The following is a 20,685-nucleotide window of genomic DNA, read 5'->3' on the forward strand; positions in this document are numbered from 1 at the left end:
CCATGAAGAAGTTTGTGCTCGCCGCGTCCTTCGCGGCCCTGTCCGCTGCGTTCCTGCCCGTGACGGCCAGCGCGCAAAACGTGGCCATCGTCAATGGCAAGCCCGTGCCCAAGGCCCGGGTGGAGCTGCTGGTGGGCCAGGTCACCAAGAACGGCCAGCCGCGCTCGCCGGAACTGGAGGCCCAGGTCCGTGACGAGGTCGTGCTGCGCGAGATCTTCATGCAGGAAGCCGAGAAGCGCGGCATTCCCGCCAGCGCCGACTACCGGGCTCAGATGGAACTGGCCCGCCAGAGCATCATGATCCGTGAGCTCTTCGCCGACTACGCCAAGAAGAACCCCGTCACCGACGCCGAAGCCCAGGCCGAGTACGACAAGTTCAAGGCCCAGAACAGCGGCACCGAGTACCGCGCCCGCCACATCCTGGTGGAGAAGGAAGACGAGGCCAAGGCCCTGATCAAGCAGCTCAACGGCGGCGCCAAGTTCGAAGACCTGGCCGCCAAGAACTCCAAGGATCCCGGCTCAGCCGCCAACGGTGGTGATCTGGACTTCGCCAACCCCGGCAACTTCGTGCCCGAGTTCAGCAAGGCCATGACCTCGCTGAAGAAGGGTGAGATCACCCAGGAGCCGGTGAAGAGCCAGTTCGGCTTCCACATCATCAAGCTGGAAGACACCCGCGAGGCCCAGTTCCCGGCCTTTGACGACGTCAAGCCGCAGATCATGCAGCGCCTGAGCCAGCAGAAGCTGGCCAACTTCCAGCAGGAACTGCGCAGCAAGGCCAAGACGGACCACAAGTTCGCCAACTGAGCCTGAGCCGGCAACAGCGCTGACAGACCCGCGATCCGCCCCCTGAAGGGCGCCGCGGGTCTTTTCTCATCGGCCCCATCTCCCATGCCCGCCTCACGCTACGCCCGACGCATCCTGCCCCACCCCGACACCCTGTCCCAGACCAAGGGGCTGCGCTGGCTGGGCAACTACCTGGCGCCTCGCCCCTGGCTGTGGGTGGCGCATCGGCGCCGCGTGGCCATGGGTGTGGCGGTCGGCTTGGCCGTGGGCGTGATTCCCCTGCCGACCCAGATGGTGGTGGCGGCCATTGCCGCGATTGCCTGCCGAGCCAATGTGGCAGCCGCCGTGGCGGCCACCTGGCTGACCAATCCCTTCACCTTGGTGCCCATCTGGAGCCTGGCGATCGCCCTGGGCCGCATGGCCTCGGGCCACCATGGCCCGGTGGCCACGCCGGAGATGCTGGACATCGACTGGAGCGCCCCGCTGAGCTGGGGCACCACCCTGATGGCCTGGATCTCCAATCTGGGTCCCCCGCTGCTGATCGGCCTGCCCCTGGCGGGCCTGCTGCTGGGCGCCATCGCCTATCTGGTCGTGTATCTGGGCTGGTGGGCCGTGATACGGGGTGAACGTCGGCGCCGCCTCAGGCAGCGTGCGCGGCAATCGACTCCGGGCTCGAAGTGCTGATGGCGACCAGGCGCCCCGCGTCGATGCGCAGCTGGCGCTGACAACGGGCCGCGATGGCGGCATCGTGGGTCACCAGCACCAGGGTGGTGCCCGCCTCGCGGTTGAGCTCGAACATCAGCTCCATCACCGCCTGACCGGTCGCAAAGTCCAGACTGCCCGTGGGCTCGTCGGCCAGCAGCACATCGGGCCGCAGCACAAAGGCACGCGCCAGAGCCACGCGTTGCTGCTCGCCACCCGAGAGCACGCGCGGATAGTGTGACAGCCGCTGCCCCAGTCCCACACGCTGCAGCATCTGGGTGGCCTGGGCGCGTGCATCGCGATCACCCCGCAGCTCCAGGGGCAGCATCACGTTCTCCAGCGCCGTGAGGTTGGCCAGCAGCTGAAAGCTCTGGAACACAAAACCCACATGCCGGGCGCGCAGTGCGGCGCGCTGATCCTCGTCCAGCACAAACAAATCCTGGCCCGCCAGGCGCACCGTGCCGCTGCTGGGTCGATCCAGCCCCGCCAAGAGCGCCAGCAGGGTGCTCTTGCCCGAACCCGAGGCCCCCACGATGGCCACGGATTCCCGCGCCGCCAGGGTGAAAGAGATGTCGTGCAGAATCGTCAGCTGCCCGCTGGCGTCCTGCACCTGCTTGTTGACGCCCTGGACTTCAATGATGGCTTGGGACATGACTGCGACGGACTCTGTGAAGATGAAGATGAAGCGACGGCACTGGATGCGGGACTGTAGCCTGCTGGCCCTGATGCCGCTGGTGTCGGGTCTTGCCGCGGCCCAGACGCCACCGGCAGGCCCCAGGCGTCGCGTGCTCATCGTGGGCGACAGCCTCTCGGCCGAGTATGGCATCGAGCGGGGCAGCGGCTGGGTGGCCCTGCTTCAGAAACGGCTGCAGGGCAACAAGCCGCCCTACGAGGTGATCAATGCCAGCATCAGCGGCGACACCACCGCCGGCGGCCGCTCCCGCCTGCCCGCCCTGCTGGGTCAGCATCAGCCCAGCCATGTGGTGATCGAGCTGGGCGGCAACGATGCGCTGCGTGGCCTGCCCCTGAGCAGCACGCGCGAGAACCTGCAGGCCATGAGCCGCGCCGCCAAAGCCGCCGGTGCACGGGTGCTGCTGGTGGGCATGCAGGTCCCGCCCAACTATGGCAGCGCCTATGCGCGCGAATTTGCGAGCCTGTTTGCCGAGGTGGCCCGCAGTGAGAAGACGGGGCTGACGCCCTTTCTGCTCAAGGGCGTGGCCGATCGACCCGATGCCCTGGACTGGTTCCAGCCCGACCGCATCCACCCCCTGGCCAAGGCCCATCCCCTGATGCTGGAGCAGGTCTGGCAGGGGCTCAAGCCCTTGCTCTGAGCCGCCGGCGGCTCAATCGTCGGCCTGGGGGTCGAGCTCGGGAAAGAGCACCGAGGTGAAGCCGAAACGGCTGAAGTCACGCACCCGCATGGGGTAGAGCCGGCCGTCCAGATGGTCACATTCATGCTGCACCACGCGGGCATGAAAGCCCTCGGCCAGGCGGTCTATGGGCTGGCCCTCCAGATCGAAGCCGCGGTAGCGGATGCTGGCATGGCGGGGCACCACGCCACGCAGGCCCGGCACCGAGAGGCAGCCTTCCCAGCCCTCTTCCAGCAGCTCGGACTGCGGGGTGATCTCCGGGTTGATCAGCACGGTCATGGGCACGGGAGGCGCCTCCGGATAGCGCTCATTGCGCTCAAAGCCGAAGATCACCAGGCGCAGATCCACACCGATCTGCGGCGCGGCCAGGCCGGCACCGTTGGCAGCCTTCATGGTGTCCAACATATCGGCCACCAGCTCGCGCAGGGCCGGGCTGCCAAACTCGCGCACCGGCTGGGCCACGCGCAGCAGGCGCGGGTCGCCCATCTTCAGGATCTCTCGAACCGCCATGGCGGCACCTTCTCTTCTTCGGCTATGGTTGCGGCATTCTAAGGAGGGAGACCAGCCCCATGAGCCCGTACCTGCAGGATCTGGGCGATGGCGTGTATGCCATCGACACCGGCTTTCAGCGCGACCATTTCGATGCCGCCTATCTGGTCGTCGAGGCCGGCCGCGCCGCCTTCATCGACACCGGCACCAACCATGCCGTGCCGCGTCTGCTGGGCGCACTCGAGGCCCTGGGGCTGGCGCCGACCGCGGTGGACTGGGTGATCCCCACCCATGTGCATCTGGATCATGCCGGCGGCGTGGGCCTGCTGATGCAGTCCCTGCCCCAGGCCCGGCTGCTGGTGCATCCGCGCGGCGCCCGCCACCTGATCGACCCGACGGCGCTCTACCAGGGCGCCCTGGCCGTCTATGGCGATGCCGAGATGCAGCGCTCCTACGGCCAGCTGCTGGGCGTGCCGGCCGAGCGCGTAGATACCAGCACGGACGGCCAGATCGTCTCGCTGGCCGGTCGCGCGCTGCTGATCGCCGACACCCCCGGCCATGCCCGTCACCACCACTGCATCTGGGACGCGCGCAGCCAGGCCTGGTTCACCGGCGATACCTTCGGCCTGTCCTACCGCGAGTTCGACCATGCCGAGCACGGCGCCTGGATCATGCCCACCAGCACCCCGGTGCAGTTCGAGCCCGAGGCCCTGCTGGCCTCGATGGAGCGCATGCTGGCCCGCTCGCCGCGGCAGATGTTCCTGACCCACTACGGACGCGTGGGCGGCAGCGTGGCCGAGGTGCAGCGCCTGGCGGCCCTGCTGCGCACACAGATTGCCGAAATGGTGGCCATCGCCCGCGCCAGCCAGGAACAGGCCGAGCGGCATGCGGCGCTCAAGCGCGGGCTGGAGGCGCTCTATCTGCGCGAGCTGGCCCGCCATGGCTGCGCGCTGCCACTGGAGCGCCAGCAAAGCCTGCTGGCCATGGATGTGGAGCTCAACGCCCAGGGCCTGGGCGTGTGGCTGGACAAGCAGGCGGGTTAGGCCCGCCGAGCCGACTCAGCCCGCCAGGGCCACATAGACTTCCTGCACATCGTCGCAGGCGTCGATGGCGGCCAGAAAGGCCTCCACCTCCTCCAGCTCGGCGGCGCCCAGCGTGAGCGGGTTCTTGGGCCGGTAGCCCAGCTTGGCCGCGTTCACGCCAAAGCCCTGGGCCGGCAGGGCACGGCAGACCAGGTCCAGATCGGCGGCGTCGGTGTAGAACAGCGCGCCGCCACCCTCCCCGTCCTCATCCTTGTCCACGGTCTCGAAGTCCTGGGCGCCGGCCTCGATGGCCGCCAGCTCGATATCGGCATCGGCCTGCAGGGGGCTGGCCTCGATGATGCCCAGGTGGTCGAAGTCCCAGCTCACCGAGCCGCTCACGCCCAGCTGGCCCTTGCGAAAGAGCACGCGCATCTCAGACGCCGTGCGGTTCACGTTGTCGGTCAGGCATTCCACGATCACGGCCACCCGGTGCGGGGCGAAGCCCTCGTAGGTGACGCGCTCGAAACTCACCGCCTCGCCCAGCAGGCCCGCGCCCTTCTTGATGGCCCGCTCCAGCGTGTCGCGCGGCATGGAAGCCTTTTTGGCCTGCTCCACCACCATGCGCAGCCGCGCGTTCATGTCCGGGTCGGCGCCATTGCGCGCGGCCTGCATGATTTCCTTGGACAGCTTGGTGAACATGCGGCCCTTGGCGTTTGCCGCGATGTCCTTGTGCTTGGCCTTCCACTGTGCGCCCATGACTCGGTTCTCTTCCTGCTTGTCGATGCTGAAACGTCCGGGCTTATACACCCGGACGGCCCGCCATGGCCGGCCCGGCGGTCAAGAAGCGCAGAGTTCTCTCAGGCGTCCAGGCCCAGTTCCTGGATTTTCCGGGTGATGGTGTTGCGCCCTATGCCCAGCTTCTGCGCCGCCTCGATGCGGCGGCCGCGGGTCAGGTCCAGGGCGGTCAGGATGAGGCTGGCCTCGAAACGCCGGGTCAGCAGCTCCCAGACCTCGGGCTCACCGCTGGCCAGCAGGCGCCTGGCCTCCCGGGCCATCTCGGCCACCCAGGCATCGGGGCCGCCGGCCAGCGCCGGATTGGCGGGCGGCAGATCGCTCGCCACGCTCATGCCCGCCGGGCTGGGCGGCAGCGGCTGCAGCGCGGCCGCCGCGGAGGCCAGCGCCGCCGTGGGCGGCTGCAGCAGCTCCTGGGGCAGATCCTTGGCTTCCACGACCTGGCTGGGCGCCATCACGCTGAGCCAGTGGCAAACGTTCTCGAGTTGGCGCACATTGCCGGGGAAGTCGAAGACCACCAGCTTGGCCAGGGCCGCCTCGGACAGGCGCTTGGGCTCCACGCCCAGCTCGGTGGCGCTGCGCTGCAGGAAGTAGCGCGCCAGCACCGGGATGTCCTCGCGGCGCTCGCGCAGGGCCGGCAGGCGCAGGCGGATCACGTTGAGGCGGTGGAACAGATCCTCGCGGAAGCCGCCCTGGCGCACCCGCTCCTCCAGGTTCTGGTGGGTGGCAGCGATGACGCGCACATTGCTCTTGAGCGGGCTGTGGCCCCCCACGCGGTAGAACTGGCCATCGGACAGCACACGCAGCAAGCGGGTCTGCAGGTCCAGCGGCATATCGCCGATCTCGTCCAGAAAGAGCGTGCCGCCATCGGCCTGCTCGAAGCGGCCGCGGCGCGTGGCCTGGGCACCGGTGAAGGCGCCGCGCTCATGGCCGAAAAGCTCGCTCTCCAGCAGGTCCTTGGGGATGGCCGCGGTGTTGATGGCCACAAACGGCCCATCGGCGCGCGGGCTGTGCTTGTGCAGGGCGCGCGCCACCAGCTCCTTGCCCGAGCCGGACTCGCCGGTGATCAGCACCGTGACATGGCTCTGGCTCAGCCGGCCGATGGCGCGGAACACGTCCTGCATGGCCGGGGCCTGGCCCAGCATCTCGGGCACCTGGGCCGCGGCCTCTTCGGCCACCGCCTCGCGCTGGCTCTCCTCCTGGGCGCGGCGGATCAGCTCCACCGCGCGGCTGAGGTCAAAGGGTTTGGGCAGGTACTCGAAGGCCCCGCCCTGGAAGGCCGAGACAGCGCTGTCCAGATCGGAGTAGGCCGTCATGATGATGACCGGCAGGCCGGGCATCTTCTCCTTGACCTTGGCCAGCAGGTCCAGGCCCGAGCCGCCGGGCATGCGGATGTCGGACACCAGCACCTGGGGGCTGTCGCCCTCCTCCAGCGCGGCCAGCAGGTCTCGGCCGTTGCTGAAGCTGCGCACCGGCAGGCCCTCGCGGCTCAGGGCTTTCTCCAGAACAAATCGGATGGAGTGATCGTCGTCGCAAATCCAGATGGATTTCATGCAGTGCTCCCCTTCGCCCACCGCGTTCAGGGCAAAGGCAGGGTGATTCGAAAATCGGTCCGGCCCGGTTCGCTGTCGCAGTCAATCATGCCCTGATGCTGCTGAGCGATGGTTTGCGCCAGAGTCAGACCCAGACCGGTCCCGCCATCCCGGCCGGAGACCAGGGGATAGAAGATGCGATCGCGGATCTCGGCCGGCACACCGGGACCGTTGTCCTGGATATGCAATTCCAATGCCAAGCGCCAGCGCTGCTTGCCAATGGTCACCTGGCGGGCCACGCGCGTCTGCAGGGTGATGACGGCCGAGCCCTCGGCGATCTGGACCTGCAGGGCCTGGGCGGCGTTCTGCACGATATTGAGCACGGCCTGGATCAGCTGCTCGCGGTCGCCGCGGAAATCGGGCAGGGAGATGTCGTAGTCGCGCAGCACCTGCAGGCCGCGCGGATACTCGGCCAGGATGAGGGATCGCACCCGCTCGCAGACCTCGTGGATGTTCACATCGCCCACCACCTGGGCGCGGCGGTGCGGGGCCAGCAGGCGGTCCACCAGGGACTGCAGGCGGTCGGCCTCATGCACGATGACCTGGGTGTATTCCTCCAGCTCAGGGCCCAGCTCGGTCGGCTGCAGCTCCAGGGCCAGCAGCTGGGCCGCACCGCGGATACCACCCAGCGGGTTCTTGATCTCGTGGGCCAGATTGCGGATTAGCTCCTTGGTGGCCTGCACCTGATCCAGGGTGCGCTCCTCGCGATCCTGCCGCGCCTGCTGGGCGTTCTCGATCAGCTCCACCAACACGCGCTCGGGACTGTCGGTCTGGCTGACGATGACCTGCACCGGCAGCAGGTCCTCATGCGGGCGCGCGCCGCGGCGCAGCTGGGCGTCGAAGCGGCCGCTGGAGTAGGCATTGCCGGCCACGGCGGCCACGGTCTCGCGCAGGCGTGTCGCATCGGCAAACCAGTCGAAGAGATTGAGGCCCTGAACCGCGCGGCGCGAGAGCCGCATCACAGACTCAAACGCCGCATTGGCGAACAGGCATTCGCCGTCGGGCCGCACCACGGCCACCATGGTGGCCAGCAGGTCAAAGGCCTCGTAGCCTGAGGGAGGATGCTCGTTCATGCTCGTACGGCCCCGTCACGGACCGCCGCCACCCGAGCCGGACGCTCAGGGCAGCTTGGAGATCTCGCGCTTGAGGGCCTGGATATCGGCTTCCTGGCGGGTGATACCGGCCTTGAGCTCGGCCACACGGTCCAGATACTTCTGATAGTTGTTGCGTTCGTCGCCACGGCGATCGGGTTGCCCACCCTGGTACTCGCGCTGCAGCTCGGCCAGGCGGGCTTCCGCCTCGCGCAGCTCGCTCTCAAGCACGCGGCGGCGTTCATCGTCACGCCCCTTCTGCTGCGTGGGATCCACACGCCCTTCATTGCCACCCCGGCTGGCCGTCGGCGCCGCACCCGGCGTTGCCCCGGGCGCTGGCGCCGGTGCTGCCGCCCGCGGCTTGGGCGACTGCAGCACGGTGATGGGCGTGCCCTCGATGGAGCGACAACCCTTTTCCTGCGCTTCCTTCGGGCTCAGCGCATCGGTGTAAAGCACCGGGGGCCCCGGGCAGCGGTAGACCTGTGCCTGTACCCCCAGGGCACAGCTCAGGAGAGTCAGCATCAGGCAGGTGTGGCGATAAGGCATGGCGCGATTGTGGCCCAAGCCGCGGGGCAGAAAAAAGAAGGGACGGCCCAAGCCGTCCCCCGCACGCAGGCCAGGGCAGCATGGCGTGGCAGGCACGCTCGCTGCCCTTGTGCATCACAGCGCGTAGTACATGTCGAATTCCACCGGGTGGGTGGCCATGCGGAAGCGGGTCACTTCCTGCATCTTCAGCTCGATGTAGGCATCGATGAAGCTGTCGGTGAACACGCCACCCTTGGTCAGGAAGGCACGGTCCTTGTCCAGGTACTCCAGGGCCTGGTCCAGGCTGTGGCAGACGGTCGGGATCTTCGCGTCTTCTTCCGGCGGCAGGTGGTACAGGTCCTTGGTGGCGGCCTCGCCCGGGTGGATCTTGTTTTCCACGCCGTCCAGACCGGCCATCAGCAGGGCTGCAAAGCACAGATAGGGGTTGGCGCTGGGGTCCGGGAAGCGGGCCTCGACGCGGCGACCCTTGGGGTTGGCCACATAGGGGATGCGGATCGAGGCCGAGCGGTTCTTGGCCGAGTAGGCCAGCTTGACCGGGGCTTCGAAGCCGGGGACCAGACGCTTGTAGCTGTTGGTGCCGGGGTTGGTGATGGCGTTCAGGGCACGGGCGTGCTTGATGATGCCGCCGATGTAGTACAGGGCGAAGTCCGAGAGACCGGCGTAGCCGTCACCGGCGAACAGGTTCTTGCCGTCCTTCCACACGGACTGGTGCACGTGCATGCCGCTGCCGTTGTCGCCCACGATGGGCTTGGGCATGAAGGTGGCGGTCTTGCCATAGGCATGGGCCACGTTCTGGATCACGTACTTCTGCAGCTGGGTCCAGTCGGCGCGCTGCACCAGGGAGCTGAACTTGGTGCCGATTTCCATCTGGCCGGCATTGGCCACTTCGTGGTGATGCACTTCAACCGGGATGCCCAGCTGTTCCAGCACCAGGCACATTTCCGAGCGCATGTCCTGGCCGGAGTCGACCGGGGGCACCGGGAAGTAGCCGCCCTTGACGGTGGGACGGTAGCCGGAGTTGCCGTGCTCGTATTCCTTGCCGGTGTTCCAGGCGGCTTCCTCGGACTCGATCTTGAAGAAGGAGCCCGACATATCGTTGGCCCAGCGCACCGAGTCAAAGATGAAGAACTCGGGCTCGGGACCGAAGAAGGCGGCGTCGCCCAGGCCCGAAGACTTCAGATAGGCCTCGGCGCGCTTGGCCAGGGAGCGCGGATCGCGCTCATAGGCCTTGCCGTCGGCCGGATCGATGACGTCGCAGGTCAGGATCAGGGTCGGCTCTTCGAAGAAGGGGTCGATATTGGCCGTGCTGGGATCCGGCATCAGCAGCATGTCCGAGGCTTCAATGCCCTTCCAGCCGGCGATGGAGGAACCGTCGAAGGCATGTCCCGACGAGAACTTGTCTTCATCGAAGTGCGACACAGGCACGGAGACGTGCTGTTCCTTGCCACGGGTATCGGTGAAGCGGAAGTCAACGAACTTGACTTCGTTGTCCTTCACCATCTGCATCACATCAGCGACGGTCTTGGCCATCAAAAACTCCTAAGCGGATTGGGACGGGGTGTGAATACGTCGAAAAGAATTCGGCGAGCGCCTCTTGGCGTCCATCCAAGAGAAAGCAGTTTGCGTGCCAACTTGGACATCGAGGGCTGCCGACAGGCGCCAGTCCGGTGCATCCTCGTCAGCCTGCATGTTTTGGGCTCAGCGCTCCAAGCTCCAGCCGCCACATGACGAACCGAGGTTCACCCCGGGACGGCGTCAGCACCATCGCGGTGCATACTAACGCACCAATTCGGTTCTTATCAATGCACCGAATTGGATCAGGCCTTGTTTCAGGGCCCCATAGGCCTCCTGCAGCGCTTCATCCCCCAAGGCCGGACCGGCCTTGACACCCAGCTCGATATGCCGCCCCCACTGGGGATGGTCCACGCTGGGCAGGCTGAAGACCTTGATGCCCGGGTGCTCGGCCTCGATGCGCTCCATCAGCGGCGTGAGGCTGGCCTCCATGGCGCCGCTGACGATCAGGGAGCGCTCGCGCATGCCGACGGACTGGTGCAGATCGGCATGACGCTGGTCCAGCACCCACTCCATCATGGGGTGGGCCATGACCGGGAAGCCCGGCACGAAGTAAACCGTGCCGATATAGAAACCGGGGATGCGGTTGTAGGGGTTGGGGATGAGCTCGGCCCCGGCGGGAAAGCGCCCCATCTCGAAGCGGCGCAGGCTGTCCGGGTGCTCGGCGTCGGCCACCTGCCCCTGCTCGGCGGCCATCTCCTGGATGCGCCCCCAGATCAGCTCGCGGGCGCCGGGGTGGATCAGCAGCTCGCGATCCAGGGCCGCGGCCGCGGCCTGGCGGGTGTGGTCGTCGGGTGTGGCGCCTATGCCGCCGCAGCTCAGCACCAGATCGCCGCTGGCAAAGGCGCGGCGCAGGGTGGCGGTGAGGCGCTCGCGGTCGTCCCCCACATACTCGGCCCAGGCGAGGCTCAGGCCGCGCGCGGCCAGCAGGCCGATGAAGGTGGCCAGATGCTTGTCCTGGCGCTTGCCGGACAGGATTTCGTCGCCGACGATGATCAAACCGATTTGCATGCGAACACTAGGGCGGCAGATGTTGAAGAAGGCTCAGGGCAGCAGCGGCGGGGCGGCAGCCGGCGGCTCGGCCGGCAGCACCGGCTGGGCAGGCACGACCTCCACCACGGGGCCGGGCTGTGCGGCGGCCGCGGCCCGCTGGGCCGCCAGGGCCGCCAGGGCGTAATGCGCAAACCACAGGGTGGAGAAGGCAAAGACCAGGGTGTAGAGCCAGACCGTGGCCACCACCAGCACCGGGGCGAAAACCACGGTCAGCACGCCAAAGGCCCAGATCATGGCCGGCGCGGCGCCCAGATAGCCGGTGATCACGCCCATGCTCAGCAGGGGCAGGCGATGCGCCTTCATCAGCTGGCGGCGCTCTTCGGGCGAGGCATGGTCGGCGAGCACATCAAAGGTAAAGACGCGGTAGGACAGCCAGCCCCAGATCAGGGGCGGCAGCACCAGCACCAGGGGCGGCACCAGCCAGAAGGGCATGCTCAGGAACAGGGCGCCCAGAGCACCGGCCGAGCACAGCAGGGACCAGGCCAACCCCTGCCACCAGCGCGCACCGATCTTGCGCTCCAGGCCGGGAAAGCGGCGCTCGGCCACCAGGGCCACGATGGACGGCGTCATCAGGAGGGCGACCAGCACCAGGCTGAGCACCATGACCAGGGGCAGGGCCATGACGATGACCAGCAGGGGCGCCATCACGCTGCGAAAGCCCTCCGCGCCCATGCTGGCCAGCCAGCGCAACAGGCTCTCCACCAGGGCCCAGGACTCCAGGGTGCTACGCACGGCATCGACCGCCGGCTCCCAGAAGAAATAGGCCAGGGCCACGCTCAGACCGGCCGCCAGCAGCAGGGGCAGCAGGGACAGGCCGATGACGCGGGGGTGCAGGCAGTAGGCGGCGGCGCGCCAGCAGGCGTCGGCCAGGCGGCCCATGGTATTCACCATTGCGGGATCCTTGTTCTTGCAATGCGGATTCAGGCCGCAAGCATACCCGTCAGCGTCGCATCAGCAGGCGGCGCAAACCCAGCCATTGCTGAGACCAGAAGCCGCGACCGTAGTCGCGTGCGCCCTCTTCCGGCAGCTGGTCCCGGATGCCGGTGGGATCAAAGCGCAGCTGCCAGTCGGCCGTTCCGAAGAGCTGGTCCCAGATGGGGAAGAGCACGGCGAAATTGCAGCCCCCCAGGGTGCCCCGCCCTCCCTCGGACTCATGCCCGATGCCGATGGCGTGATGCCGGCGATGAAAGCGCGGGCTGACCAGCACCCGCTCCAGCACCGGACCGAACCAGAGCCGCACATTCGCGTGGGACAGGCTTTCCAGCAGCTGAGACAGCGCCACCAGAACCACGAACTGCCCCGGCTCCACGCCCACGAAACGGGCCAGCAGCACAAAGACCGCATCGATCAGCACATCGTCCAGCAGATGGTTGCGGTTATCGCTCCACAGCGTCATCTGGCGCTGGCTGTGGTGCAGGGCGTGCAGCTGCCACCACCAGTGGAACTGGTGCTGCGCCCGGTGCAGCCAGTAGTTCACGAAGTCAAACAGCACGAGGTAGAGCAGAAAGCTCACCCAGGGGATGTCGCTCACGCCCGGCCAGATCGCATCCAGCTGGAAGCTGGGCACGCCGGCCAGGCGCATCTGGCCCGCGATCAGGTCCCACAGCGGCTCGACGGCAAAGAACATCCCGACGCGCACCAAGCCCAGGCGATGGATCAGGGTGTAGATCACATCCACCCGCACCGCGGCCGGGTCGCTGACCGGCTCCACCGGCCGCCACCGCTCCAGGGCGCGCAAGGCGGTGATCATGACCAGGATCTGGATGACGCCGACCAGCAGCCAGCCCGTGGCCGCGTAACCATCGGCCAGCAGATTGCCCAGGCCCAGGAAAAACATCAGGGGCTGCAGCAACTGCTCGAACAGCCACTGATGGGCTGCATCAAAGCTCTCGATCAGGGCATCCATAGACTCAGGGCAAGCCGGGCTTGCCGCTCTCCGGCAGCGTCATCGGTTTCATCAAACGGGCATAGCGCGGGTGTTCGCGCAGCGGCGCAAAGCACATGCCGCGCGCCTTCAGACCTTCGATCAGGGGCTCCAGCACCGCGGGAGCCCAAGCCTCCTGGCGCGACCAGATGCCCAGATGGGCCAGCAGGATATCGCCGGGACGCACATCCCGCAGCGCCTTCTGCAGAAGCTGCGCATTCGGGTAGCGGCGGCTGTCCAGCTCGTCGCCCAGAAAGCCTGCGGCGCTCCAGCCCACATGCTCAAAACCGCAGGACCGGGCCACATCCAGCAGGGCCTTGGAAGCCTTGCCGGCGGGCGCACGGAAGATAGGGGCCATCTCCCGCCCGGTCATGCGCTTCAAGCGCCGGGCCGGCTTGCGCAATTCCTCGCAGTACTCGCTGGCGCTGAGCTCGCGCCAGCGCGGCGTCTGCTCGCCGGCTTGGGTGCGAAAGCGAAAGCGCGGCTCGCCGCCGGGGCCGGGCGGCAGATCGGCCTCCCAGATATCGTGCGCCCAGGTGTGGGAGCCGAAGTCATGGCCCTCGGCGGCGCGTTCGCGCCACCAGGGCGCCCACTGCTCGTCCAGGCTGCTGCCGCCATTGAGCGTGGGCTCATCGGCCAGAAAGAAGCTCAGGCGCAGCTGGTGCTTCTTGATCAGCTCGGCCACCAGGGGCGCCACGCCCATATGGCCGGTGTCGAAGGTCAGGAAGACCGGCTTCTCGCCGGCCTGGCAGGCCGAGGCCCCCAAATGCACGGCGGCCAGCGCGGCCAGGCTCCAACGGCGCAGGCTCATGACGAGACCGACGCTTGAACGCGAGCTGGCAGCAGCCCCGAGCGACACCCGGGGATCCGGCTTTGCCGGGCCCTCGGGTGTGCCCCATTGAGGGGGCCGGCGAAGCCGGTAGGGGGGGAGCTCATCTCGGCGCGTGGTCCAGGGTCCAGACGCCGTGAGGCGACTTGCCGACCTTGACCTTGCGCAGCACCTGGCGCTTCTCGATGTCGATCATGGTCAGCTTGCCCCCCCAGCGCGAGGTGACCAGCAGGGTCTTGCCATCGGCCAGCACATCCATATCGTCCGGGCCGCCGGGGCCGGGCAGCTCGGCCACCACCGTGAAGTCGGAGAGCTGGATCTTGCTGATGGTGTTGGCCGCGCGGTTGCTCACAAAGACATGGCGCTTGTCGCCCAGGGCGCGGAAGGAGTGGGCGCCCTTGCCCGTGGGCAGGCGCTTGAGCAGACGCGGCTGGGCGCCCTGCACGTCATAGACTTCGACCACCGAGTCGCCGGTCAGGGCCACGAGCAAATGCTTGTCATCCGGGGTCAGGTAGATGTCGGCCGGCATCTTGCCCACCTTGATCTTCCAGCGCAGCTGCTGGTCGCTCAGGCCGAAGGCACTGACCTCGTCGCTGTCCTGCAGCGACACATAGAGCAGCGTGCTCTTGCTGTCGATGAAGAGATGGCTGGGCGTCTTGGGCGCGGGCACGCGCTTGACCAGCTGCAAGGGCTTGGCGGCGTCACCGGGCACCCAGCGGTAGAAGTCCACGTGATCCAGACGGTTGGCGGCCGTGATGAACCACTTCATGTCCGGCGAAAAGCGCAGATGGTAGGGGTCGACAATGCCCTGCAGCACCCGCTGCACCTCGGCCGTGCGGGGGTCGATGAAGGTGAGCGAATCCCCCAGGGCATTGGCCACGATCAGCGACTTCTCGTCCGGCGTCATATAAAGATGGTGAGGCTCCTTGCCGGTCGGAATGCGCTTGAGCTGGGTAAAGCTCACCGGATCGATCACGCTGATGTCCGCATCCAGGGAGTTCAGCACAAAGATGGGCTTGTTGGCCCAGACCGAGCCGCTCAGGCCCAGGAACGCGGCCAGGGTCAAACGGGCCAGGGCGCGCGGCCAGCGTGGGGTGCACAGGGTCAGCAAACTCTCGTTCCTCGATATCGGGCACGCCCCTGCCCGGGCGATCTGGGCCGCGGGCAAGCAAGAAAAAAGGGCAGTGCAAGCACTGCCCCAGAGTGTAGGCGGCATGAGCCCGGCCCATTCTTAAGCCGGGTCAAGCCGGATCACGGCCGCGGCGGCAAGCCTCAGTCGTCGTCGCCGCTCAGCACGCCGCCCAGCAGGCCGCCCGCGGCCAGACCGCCCAGCAGGCCGCCCTGCTCGCGGCTGCCGCCGCCGGTCTGGGGCGCCGCGGCAAAGATGCGCGAGGCCAGGCGCGAGAAGGGCAGGCTTTGCAGCCAGACCTCGCCCGGGCCGCTCAGCTTGGCCAGGAACAGGCCTTCGCCGCCGAAGAGCGCGGTCTTGATCTTGCCCACGTACTGGATCTCGAAGTCCACGCTGGGCGTGTAGGCCACCACGCAGCCGGTGTCCACCAGCAGGGTCTGGCCCGGCTGCAGGGTGCGGCGCACCACAGTGCCGCCGGCATGCACAAAGGCCAGGCCGTCACCATCGAGCTTCTGCATGATGAAGCCCTCGCCGCCGAAAAAGCCGGTGCTGAGCTTCTGCTGCAGGGCGATGCCCAGGGACACGCCACGCGCGGCGCACAGGAAGGCATCCTTCTGGCAGATCAGGGTGCCGCCCAGCTGGCGCAGGTCCATGGGCAGGATCTTGCCGGCATAGGGCGCGGCAAAGGCCACGCGCTGCTTGCCGGCGGCCTGGTTGGTGTAAATGGTGGTGAACAGCGACTCACCCGTGATCAGCCGCTTGCCAGCGCCCAGCAGCTTGCCGAAGAAGCCCCCCTGCTGGGCGGCGCCATCGCCAAACACCGTGTCCATGCTGATCCCGGCATCCATGAACATCATGCTGCCGGCTTCACCGATGGCCGCTTCACCGGGATCCAGTTCGACCTCGACGAACTGCATCTCGCTGCCCTTGATCTCGTAATCCACAACATCCATCGCCATTGCGTCAATCTCCCGGCACTACTGGCCAACAAGCCGCCACCCATGTGGCAAACGGGCGCGATGGTACAGAAATCCGGTCTGCCTATACTGGCCGCCCATGAATGACGCCAGTTCCACCTCAGACTTGCCCGCGCTCAAGCCGGGAGACAGCTATGTGCAGTCCTTTGCGCGTGGCCTGGCGGTCATACGCACCTTCAGCGCCGAGGCGCCGCGCCAGACCCTGACCGAGGTGGCGCGCCGCTGCGGCCTGACCCGCGCCGGGGCTCGCCGCATCCTGCTGACCCTGGAGACCCTGGGCTATGTGCGCAGCGACGGGCGCCAGTTCGCCCTGACGCCCAAGATCCTGGACCTGGGCTTTGCCTACCTCTCTTCCCAGCCCCTGTGGCAGTTTGCCGAGCCGGTGATGCAGACCCTGGTGGCCGACCTCAAGGAGAGCTGCTCCGCGGCCGTGCTGGAAGGGCAGGACATCGTCTATGTGCTGCGCGTGCCGGCGCGCAAGATCATGAGCATCAATCTGGGCGTGGGCAGCCGCCTGCCCGCCTGGTGCACCTCCATGGGCCGGGTGCTGCTGGCCGATCTGGACGCCGAGGCGCTGGAGCGCCATCTGCAAGGCGTGCAGCTGCAGCAGCACACGGCACGCACCGCCAACAGCCTGGACGAGCTGCGCCTGCGCATCGCCGCGGTGCGCGAGCAGGGCTGGTGTCTGCTGAATCAGGAGTTGGAGGACGGTCTGGTTTCGCTGGCGGCCCCCATCACGGACCGCAGCGGCCGCACCATCGCGGCCCTGAATGTCAGCACCCAGGTCAACCGCAACCCGCCCGAGACCCTGCTGGCCCAGCACCTGCCCCGCTTGCTGGAAGCGGCGCAGAGCATTTCGAGGCTGTTGCAGATTCGGGCGGGGTGACAAGTATGAAGACGGCTCGTGGGCCGTCTTGCATTTGCTTTCGGGGGAGCAACTCTCCCCAGCCAGCCCACGCTCGACGTGGGCTGTCGTTCGATCGGCGTCGGACAGGCCTCAGGCCTGTCCTCGGCCCGATCTCACCCCATGTGCAAACCGCCGTTGCAGGAGAAGTCGGCGCCGGTGGTGAAGCCCGAGGTGTCGCTGGCCAACCAACCCACGATGGAGGCGATCTCCGAGGGCTCGCCCAGGCGCTTGACCGGGATCTGGGCCACGATCTTCTCCAGCACATCGGGGCGCACGGCCTTGACCATATCGGTGCCGATATAGCCCGGGCTCACGGTGTTCACCGTCACGCCCTTGCTGGCCAGTTCCTGGGCCAGGGCCATGGTGAAGCCGTGCATGCCGGCCTTGGCGGCCGAGTAATTGGTCTGGCCGGCCTGGCCCTTCTCGCCATTGACCGAGGAGATGTTGATGATGCGGCCCCAGCCCTTGTCCACCATGCCCGGCACCACCTGCTTGGTGACGTTGAACATGCTGGTGAGGTTGGTGCTGATCACCGCGTCCCAATCCTCACGGCTCATCTTGAGGAACATGCGGTCCTTGGTGATGCCGGCGTTGTTGACCAGCACATCGATCTGGCCGTGCTCGGCAATCGCCTTCTCGAAGGCCTGGACGGTTGACTCCCACTCGGCCACATTGCCCACCGAGGCGTAGAACGTGTAGCCCAGTTCGGCCTGCTCGGCGATCCACTTGGCATGGTCACGGCTGGGGCCACAACCGGCGATGACCTTGAAGCCATCCTTGTGCAGTTGCTGGCAGATGGCGGTACCAATGCCACCCATGCCGCCGGTCACGTAAGCAATCTTCTGGCTCATCTCAGGTCTCCTTGCTGATCTCAGTCTGGGTTTGTTCTCGGTTCATCGTTCGACGCACAGGGCCACGCCCATGCCGCCGCCTATGCACAGGGAGGCGATGCCCTTCTTGGCATCGCGTTTTTGCATCTCATGCAGCAGGGTCACCAGGATGCGCGCGCCCGAGGCCCCGATGGGGTGACCCAGGGCGATGGCACCGCCGTTGACATTGACCTTGCTGGTATCCCAGCCCATCTCCTGATGCACCGCGCAGGCCTGGGCCGCGAAGGCCTCGTTGATCTCCAGCAGATCCAGGTCCTGGGGCTTCCAGCCGGCGCGCTCCAGCGCCTTCTTGGCCGCTGGCACCGGGCCCATGCCCATGAAGGCCGGGTCCAGGCCCGCGCTGGCATAGGAGGCGATGCGCGCCAGGGGCGTCAGGCCCAGGCTGGCGGCCTTGGCCGCACTCATCAGCACCAGACCGGCGGCGCCGTCGTTCAGGCCCGAGGCATTGCCGGCGGTCACGCTGCCGGCCTTGTCGAAGGCGGGCCGCAGACCGGCCAGGGCCTCGGCATTGGTCTTGCGGTTGATGTACTCGTCGGCCGCGAAGACCAGCGGGTCACCCTTCTTCTGCGGAATGCTCACCGGCACGATCTCGTCCTGGAAGCGGCCGGCGTCCTGGGCCGCCGCGGCCTTGAGCTGCGAGGCCAGGGCCAGGGCGTCCTGGGCCTCGCGGCTGATGCCGTGCTGCTTGGCCACGTTCTCGGCCGTGATGCCCATGTGGTACTGGTTGTACACATCCCAGAGGCCGTCCACGATCATGGTGTCGACCAGCTTCCAGTCACCCATGCGCTGGCCGTCGCGCGAGCCCGGCAGCACATGGGGCGAGAGGCTCATGTTCTCCTGGCCGCCGGCAATCACGATCTCGCTGTCGCCGTCGCGGATGGCCTGGGTCGCCAGCATCACGGCCTTGAGGCCGGAGCCGCAGACCTTGTTGATGGTCATGGCCGGCACGGCATGCGGCAGACCGGCCTTGATCACGGTCTGGCGCGCGGGGTTCTGTCCACAGCCGGCCTGCAAGACCTGGCCCAGGATCACCTCGCCGACCTGGCCTCCCTCAAGGCGTGCGCGCTTGAGCAGTTCCTGCACCACGGTGGCGCCCAGCTCGCTGGCCGGGGTCTTGGCCAGGCTGCCGCCGAACTTGCCGATGGCGGTGCGGGCCGCGGCGACGATGACGATATCGGTACTCATGGAACGCTCTCTCCTGTTCAGGCTTTGGTCTTGACGTAGCGGCCGGGCGCCGGCTCGATGGCCTTGTGGCCGCGCCCACCCACGGTACGCGGGGCCGGCTTCATGGCACCGGCATGGGTAGACAGCCAGCTGGCCCAGTCCGTCCACCAGCTGCCCGGATGTTCCACCGCACTGTCCAGCCACTGCTGTGCCTGCTCGGGCAGGGCTGCGGTCTTGCCGATCCAGTGACTGCGCTTGCCCTTGGCCGGCGGATTGATCACGCCCGCGATATGGCCGGACGCCCCCAGGACGAAGCGCTTCTTGCCCGTGAAGATCTGGGTGGAGCGGTAGGCGCTGTCCCAGGGCACGATATGGTCTTCGCGCGAGCCATAGATATAGACCGGCGCCTTGATCTTGCACAGGTCCAGCGACTCGCCGCAGACGGTCAGCGCCCCCGGCAGCTTCAGCTCGTTCTGCAGATAGGTGTGGCGCAGATACCAGCAGTACATGGGGCCGGGCAGATTGGTCGAGTCGCCGTTCCAGTACAGCAGGTCGAAGGCCGGCGGTGCCTCGCCCTTGAGGTAGTTGCCCACCACATAGTTCCAGACCAGATCGTTAGGTCGCAGGAAGCTGAAGGTGGCGGCCAGCTCCTTGCCGTGCAGCAGGCCCGGGCCCTGGGGCGCATCGGGGCCTATGCTCATCTCGCGCAAACGCACCGAGGCCTCGTCCACGAAGAGATCCAGCACACCATTGCTGCTGAAGTCGATCAAGGTGGTCAGCAGGGTCAGACTGGCCGCGGGTTGCTGGCCGCGCGCCGCCAGCACGCCCAGGGCCGTGGCCAGCAAGGTGCCGCCCACGCAGAAGCCCAGGGTGTTGAGGGTCTTGCTGCCGCTGATCTCCTGCACCACCTGGATGGCACGGATGACGGCCTGCTCCACATAGTCGTCCCAGGTCCAGGCCTTGCAGCTCTCATCCGGGTTGCGCCAGCTCAGCACAAAGGTGCGGTGGCCCTGCTCCACCGCGTAGCGGATCAGGGAGTTCTCGGGCTGCAGGTCCAGGATGTAGAACTTGTTGATGCAGGGCGGCACCAGCAGGAAGGGCCGCTCATGCACCTGGGCCGTCAGCGGCTTGTACTCCAGCAGCTGGAAGAACTCGTTCTCGTAGACCACCGCGCCCTCGCTGGTGGCCACATTGCGGCCCACCTCGAAGGCGCTTTCATCGGTCTGCGAGAGATGGCCGCGCTGGATGTCGCCCCACAGCAGTTGCAGGCCGCGTGCGATGCTCTCGCCCTGGGTGTCCAGGGCCAGGCGCTGGGCCTCGGGGTTGAGCGCCAGGTAGTTGCTGGGCGCGGCGGCGTCCACGAACTGCTGCACCGCGAAGCGGATGCGCGCCCGGGTCTTCTCGTCGCCCTCCACCTGCTCGGCCATCTGCTGCAGGGTGCGGGCATTGAGCAGATAGAGCTGGGCCATGAAACTGCTGGCCGGATTGCTCTGCCACGCCTCGGCGGAAAAGCGCCGATCGGCGGGCTTGTCCAGATGCCCCTGCAGGGCCTGATTCCAAAGACTGCTGGCCTGCTGCAGATAGCTGGCCTGCAGCTGGGTCCAGGCCGATACCGGGACCTGCAAACCGGCCAGGGACTTGAACAGGTCGGCCGCCACGGCCGAGGCCTCCTCCGCGGCCGAAGGCGCCGCACTTGGGGACTTGCGTTTCATGTGTCTCCTCAGGAACCGGATGTCCGGCCCGGACGCGCACCCGCGCGCCCCCGGCATCTCGTCTGCACACAGGCAAGAAGCTTGCCACAGCTCCCACGCTCACCCTTGTTGTAATCTCGCTGCCTTACCTCCTGATGACACC

Annotated in this window: 21 protein-coding genes; 5 read left to right on the plus strand and 16 right to left on the minus strand. The window is 67.2% G+C overall.

Translation table 11 applies throughout. The annotated features are described in order from the left end of the window. Positions 1-2 precede the first annotated feature (2 nt). Both DFR39_RS08005 and DFR39_RS08010 read left to right on the plus strand, forming a co-directional pair. Positions 3-803, plus strand: a complete 801-nt coding sequence (locus DFR39_RS08005; RefSeq protein WP_133603043.1) for a peptidylprolyl isomerase — start codon at positions 3-5, stop codon at positions 801-803. Positions 804-887: 84 nt separating this feature from the next. Beyond that, positions 888-1,466, plus strand: a complete 579-nt coding sequence (locus tag DFR39_RS08010) for a DUF2062 domain-containing protein (RefSeq protein WP_133603044.1) — start codon at positions 888-890, stop codon at positions 1,464-1,466. Here the strand turns inward: DFR39_RS08010 and DFR39_RS08015 are convergent. Beyond that, positions 1,423-2,136: an ABC transporter ATP-binding protein gene (locus tag DFR39_RS08015; RefSeq protein ID WP_133603045.1), complete on the minus strand. Its 714-nt coding sequence runs from the start codon at positions 2,134-2,136 to the stop codon at positions 1,423-1,425. The genes DFR39_RS08010 and DFR39_RS08015 overlap by 44 nt on opposite strands. A gap of 22 nt (positions 2,137-2,158) precedes the next feature. On the opposite strand from DFR39_RS08015, the gene DFR39_RS08020 reads away from it, so the two are divergent. Further along, positions 2,159-2,815, plus strand: coding sequence for an arylesterase (locus DFR39_RS08020; protein WP_133603046.1), 657 nt, complete (start codon positions 2,159-2,161; stop codon positions 2,813-2,815). Between the two features lie 12 nt (positions 2,816-2,827). Here DFR39_RS08020 and def read toward each other — a convergent pair whose 3' ends face one another. Then, the gene (gene def / locus DFR39_RS08025) at positions 2,828-3,364 is read right to left on the minus strand and encodes a peptide deformylase (protein ID WP_133603047.1); all 537 of its coding nucleotides are present in this window, start codon (positions 3,362-3,364) and stop codon (positions 2,828-2,830) included. A 59-nt stretch (positions 3,365-3,423) separates the two neighbouring features. Here def and DFR39_RS08030 point away from each other — a divergent pair, with 59 nt between their 5' ends. Next, positions 3,424-4,386: an MBL fold metallo-hydrolase gene (locus tag DFR39_RS08030; protein ID WP_133603048.1), complete on the plus strand. Its 963-nt coding sequence runs from the start codon at positions 3,424-3,426 to the stop codon at positions 4,384-4,386. A 15-nt stretch (positions 4,387-4,401) separates the two neighbouring features. On the opposite strand, the gene DFR39_RS08035 is transcribed toward DFR39_RS08030, so the two are convergent. The 11 genes from DFR39_RS08035 to DFR39_RS08085 form a co-directional block, all read right to left on the minus strand. Then, a complete protein-coding gene (locus DFR39_RS08035; RefSeq protein ID WP_133603049.1) occupies positions 4,402-5,121 on the minus strand; it encodes a YebC/PmpR family DNA-binding transcriptional regulator in 720 nt (239 codons plus the stop codon). Positions 5,122-5,222: 101 nt separating this feature from the next. Beyond that, positions 5,223-6,710: a nitrogen regulation protein NR(I) gene (ntrC, locus tag DFR39_RS08040; RefSeq protein ID WP_133603050.1), complete on the minus strand. Its 1,488-nt coding sequence runs from the start codon at positions 6,708-6,710 to the stop codon at positions 5,223-5,225. A gap of 26 nt (positions 6,711-6,736) precedes the next feature. After that, positions 6,737-7,822 carry a nitrogen regulation protein NR(II) gene (gene glnL / locus DFR39_RS08045; protein WP_133603051.1) on the minus strand — a complete coding sequence of 362 codons (1,086 nt, stop codon included), beginning with the start codon at positions 7,820-7,822 and terminating at the stop codon, positions 6,737-6,739. A gap of 45 nt (positions 7,823-7,867) precedes the next feature. Continuing rightward, positions 7,868-8,362: a hypothetical protein gene (locus tag DFR39_RS08050; protein WP_133603416.1), complete on the minus strand. Its 495-nt coding sequence runs from the start codon at positions 8,360-8,362 to the stop codon at positions 7,868-7,870. A 138-nt stretch (positions 8,363-8,500) separates the two neighbouring features. Then, positions 8,501-9,916, minus strand: a complete 1,416-nt coding sequence (gene glnA / locus DFR39_RS08055; protein WP_133603052.1) for a type I glutamate--ammonia ligase — start codon at positions 9,914-9,916, stop codon at positions 8,501-8,503. 246 nt (positions 9,917-10,162) lie between these two features. After that, positions 10,163-10,969, minus strand: coding sequence for a competence/damage-inducible protein A (locus tag DFR39_RS08060; RefSeq protein WP_133603053.1), 807 nt, complete (start codon positions 10,967-10,969; stop codon positions 10,163-10,165). Between the two features lie 33 nt (positions 10,970-11,002). Beyond that, positions 11,003-11,902 (minus strand): EI24 domain-containing protein, encoded by a 900-nt coding sequence (locus tag DFR39_RS08065; RefSeq protein ID WP_246030746.1) that lies wholly within the window; start codon positions 11,900-11,902, stop codon positions 11,003-11,005. Between the two features lie 49 nt (positions 11,903-11,951). Then, positions 11,952-12,917: a sterol desaturase family protein gene (locus tag DFR39_RS08070; protein WP_133603054.1), complete on the minus strand. Its 966-nt coding sequence runs from the start codon at positions 12,915-12,917 to the stop codon at positions 11,952-11,954. Positions 12,918-12,921: 4 nt separating this feature from the next. Then, positions 12,922-13,746: a polysaccharide deacetylase family protein gene (locus tag DFR39_RS08075; protein ID WP_133603055.1), complete on the minus strand. Its 825-nt coding sequence runs from the start codon at positions 13,744-13,746 to the stop codon at positions 12,922-12,924. Positions 13,747-13,867: 121 nt separating this feature from the next. Further along, positions 13,868-14,839, minus strand: a complete 972-nt coding sequence (locus DFR39_RS08080; RefSeq protein ID WP_162849481.1) for a YncE family protein — start codon at positions 14,837-14,839, stop codon at positions 13,868-13,870. Positions 14,840-15,036: 197 nt separating this feature from the next. Then, positions 15,037-15,852 (minus strand): TIGR00266 family protein, encoded by an 816-nt coding sequence (locus DFR39_RS08085; protein ID WP_133603057.1) that lies wholly within the window; start codon positions 15,850-15,852, stop codon positions 15,037-15,039. Positions 15,853-15,949: 97 nt separating this feature from the next. Between DFR39_RS08085 and DFR39_RS08090 the strand changes: the two genes are divergently transcribed. Further along, positions 15,950-16,756, plus strand: a complete 807-nt coding sequence (locus DFR39_RS08090; protein ID WP_133603058.1) for an IclR family transcriptional regulator domain-containing protein — start codon at positions 15,950-15,952, stop codon at positions 16,754-16,756. Between the two features lie 134 nt (positions 16,757-16,890). Here the strand turns inward: DFR39_RS08090 and phbB are convergent, their stop codons facing one another. Genes phbB through phaC form a run of 3 tightly spaced genes read right to left on the minus strand, consistent with a single transcriptional unit; the run spans position 16,891 to position 20,543 of the window. Beyond that, positions 16,891-17,628 (minus strand): acetoacetyl-CoA reductase, encoded by a 738-nt coding sequence (phbB, locus tag DFR39_RS08095; RefSeq protein ID WP_133603059.1) that lies wholly within the window; start codon positions 17,626-17,628, stop codon positions 16,891-16,893. 42 nt (positions 17,629-17,670) lie between these two features. Next, positions 17,671-18,852, minus strand: a complete 1,182-nt coding sequence (locus tag DFR39_RS08100) for an acetyl-CoA C-acetyltransferase (RefSeq protein WP_133603060.1) — start codon at positions 18,850-18,852, stop codon at positions 17,671-17,673. Positions 18,853-18,869: 17 nt separating this feature from the next. Then, on the minus strand, positions 18,870-20,543 hold the full coding sequence (phaC, locus tag DFR39_RS08105; RefSeq protein WP_133603061.1) for a class I poly(R)-hydroxyalkanoic acid synthase: 1,674 nt from the start codon (positions 20,541-20,543) through the stop codon (positions 18,870-18,872). Positions 20,544-20,685: the final 142 nt, after the last annotated feature.

The sequence above is a fragment of the Roseateles asaccharophilus genome (genome assembly GCF_004362405.1).
Lineage (GTDB): Bacteria > Pseudomonadota > Gammaproteobacteria > Burkholderiales > Burkholderiaceae_C > Kinneretia > Kinneretia asaccharophila.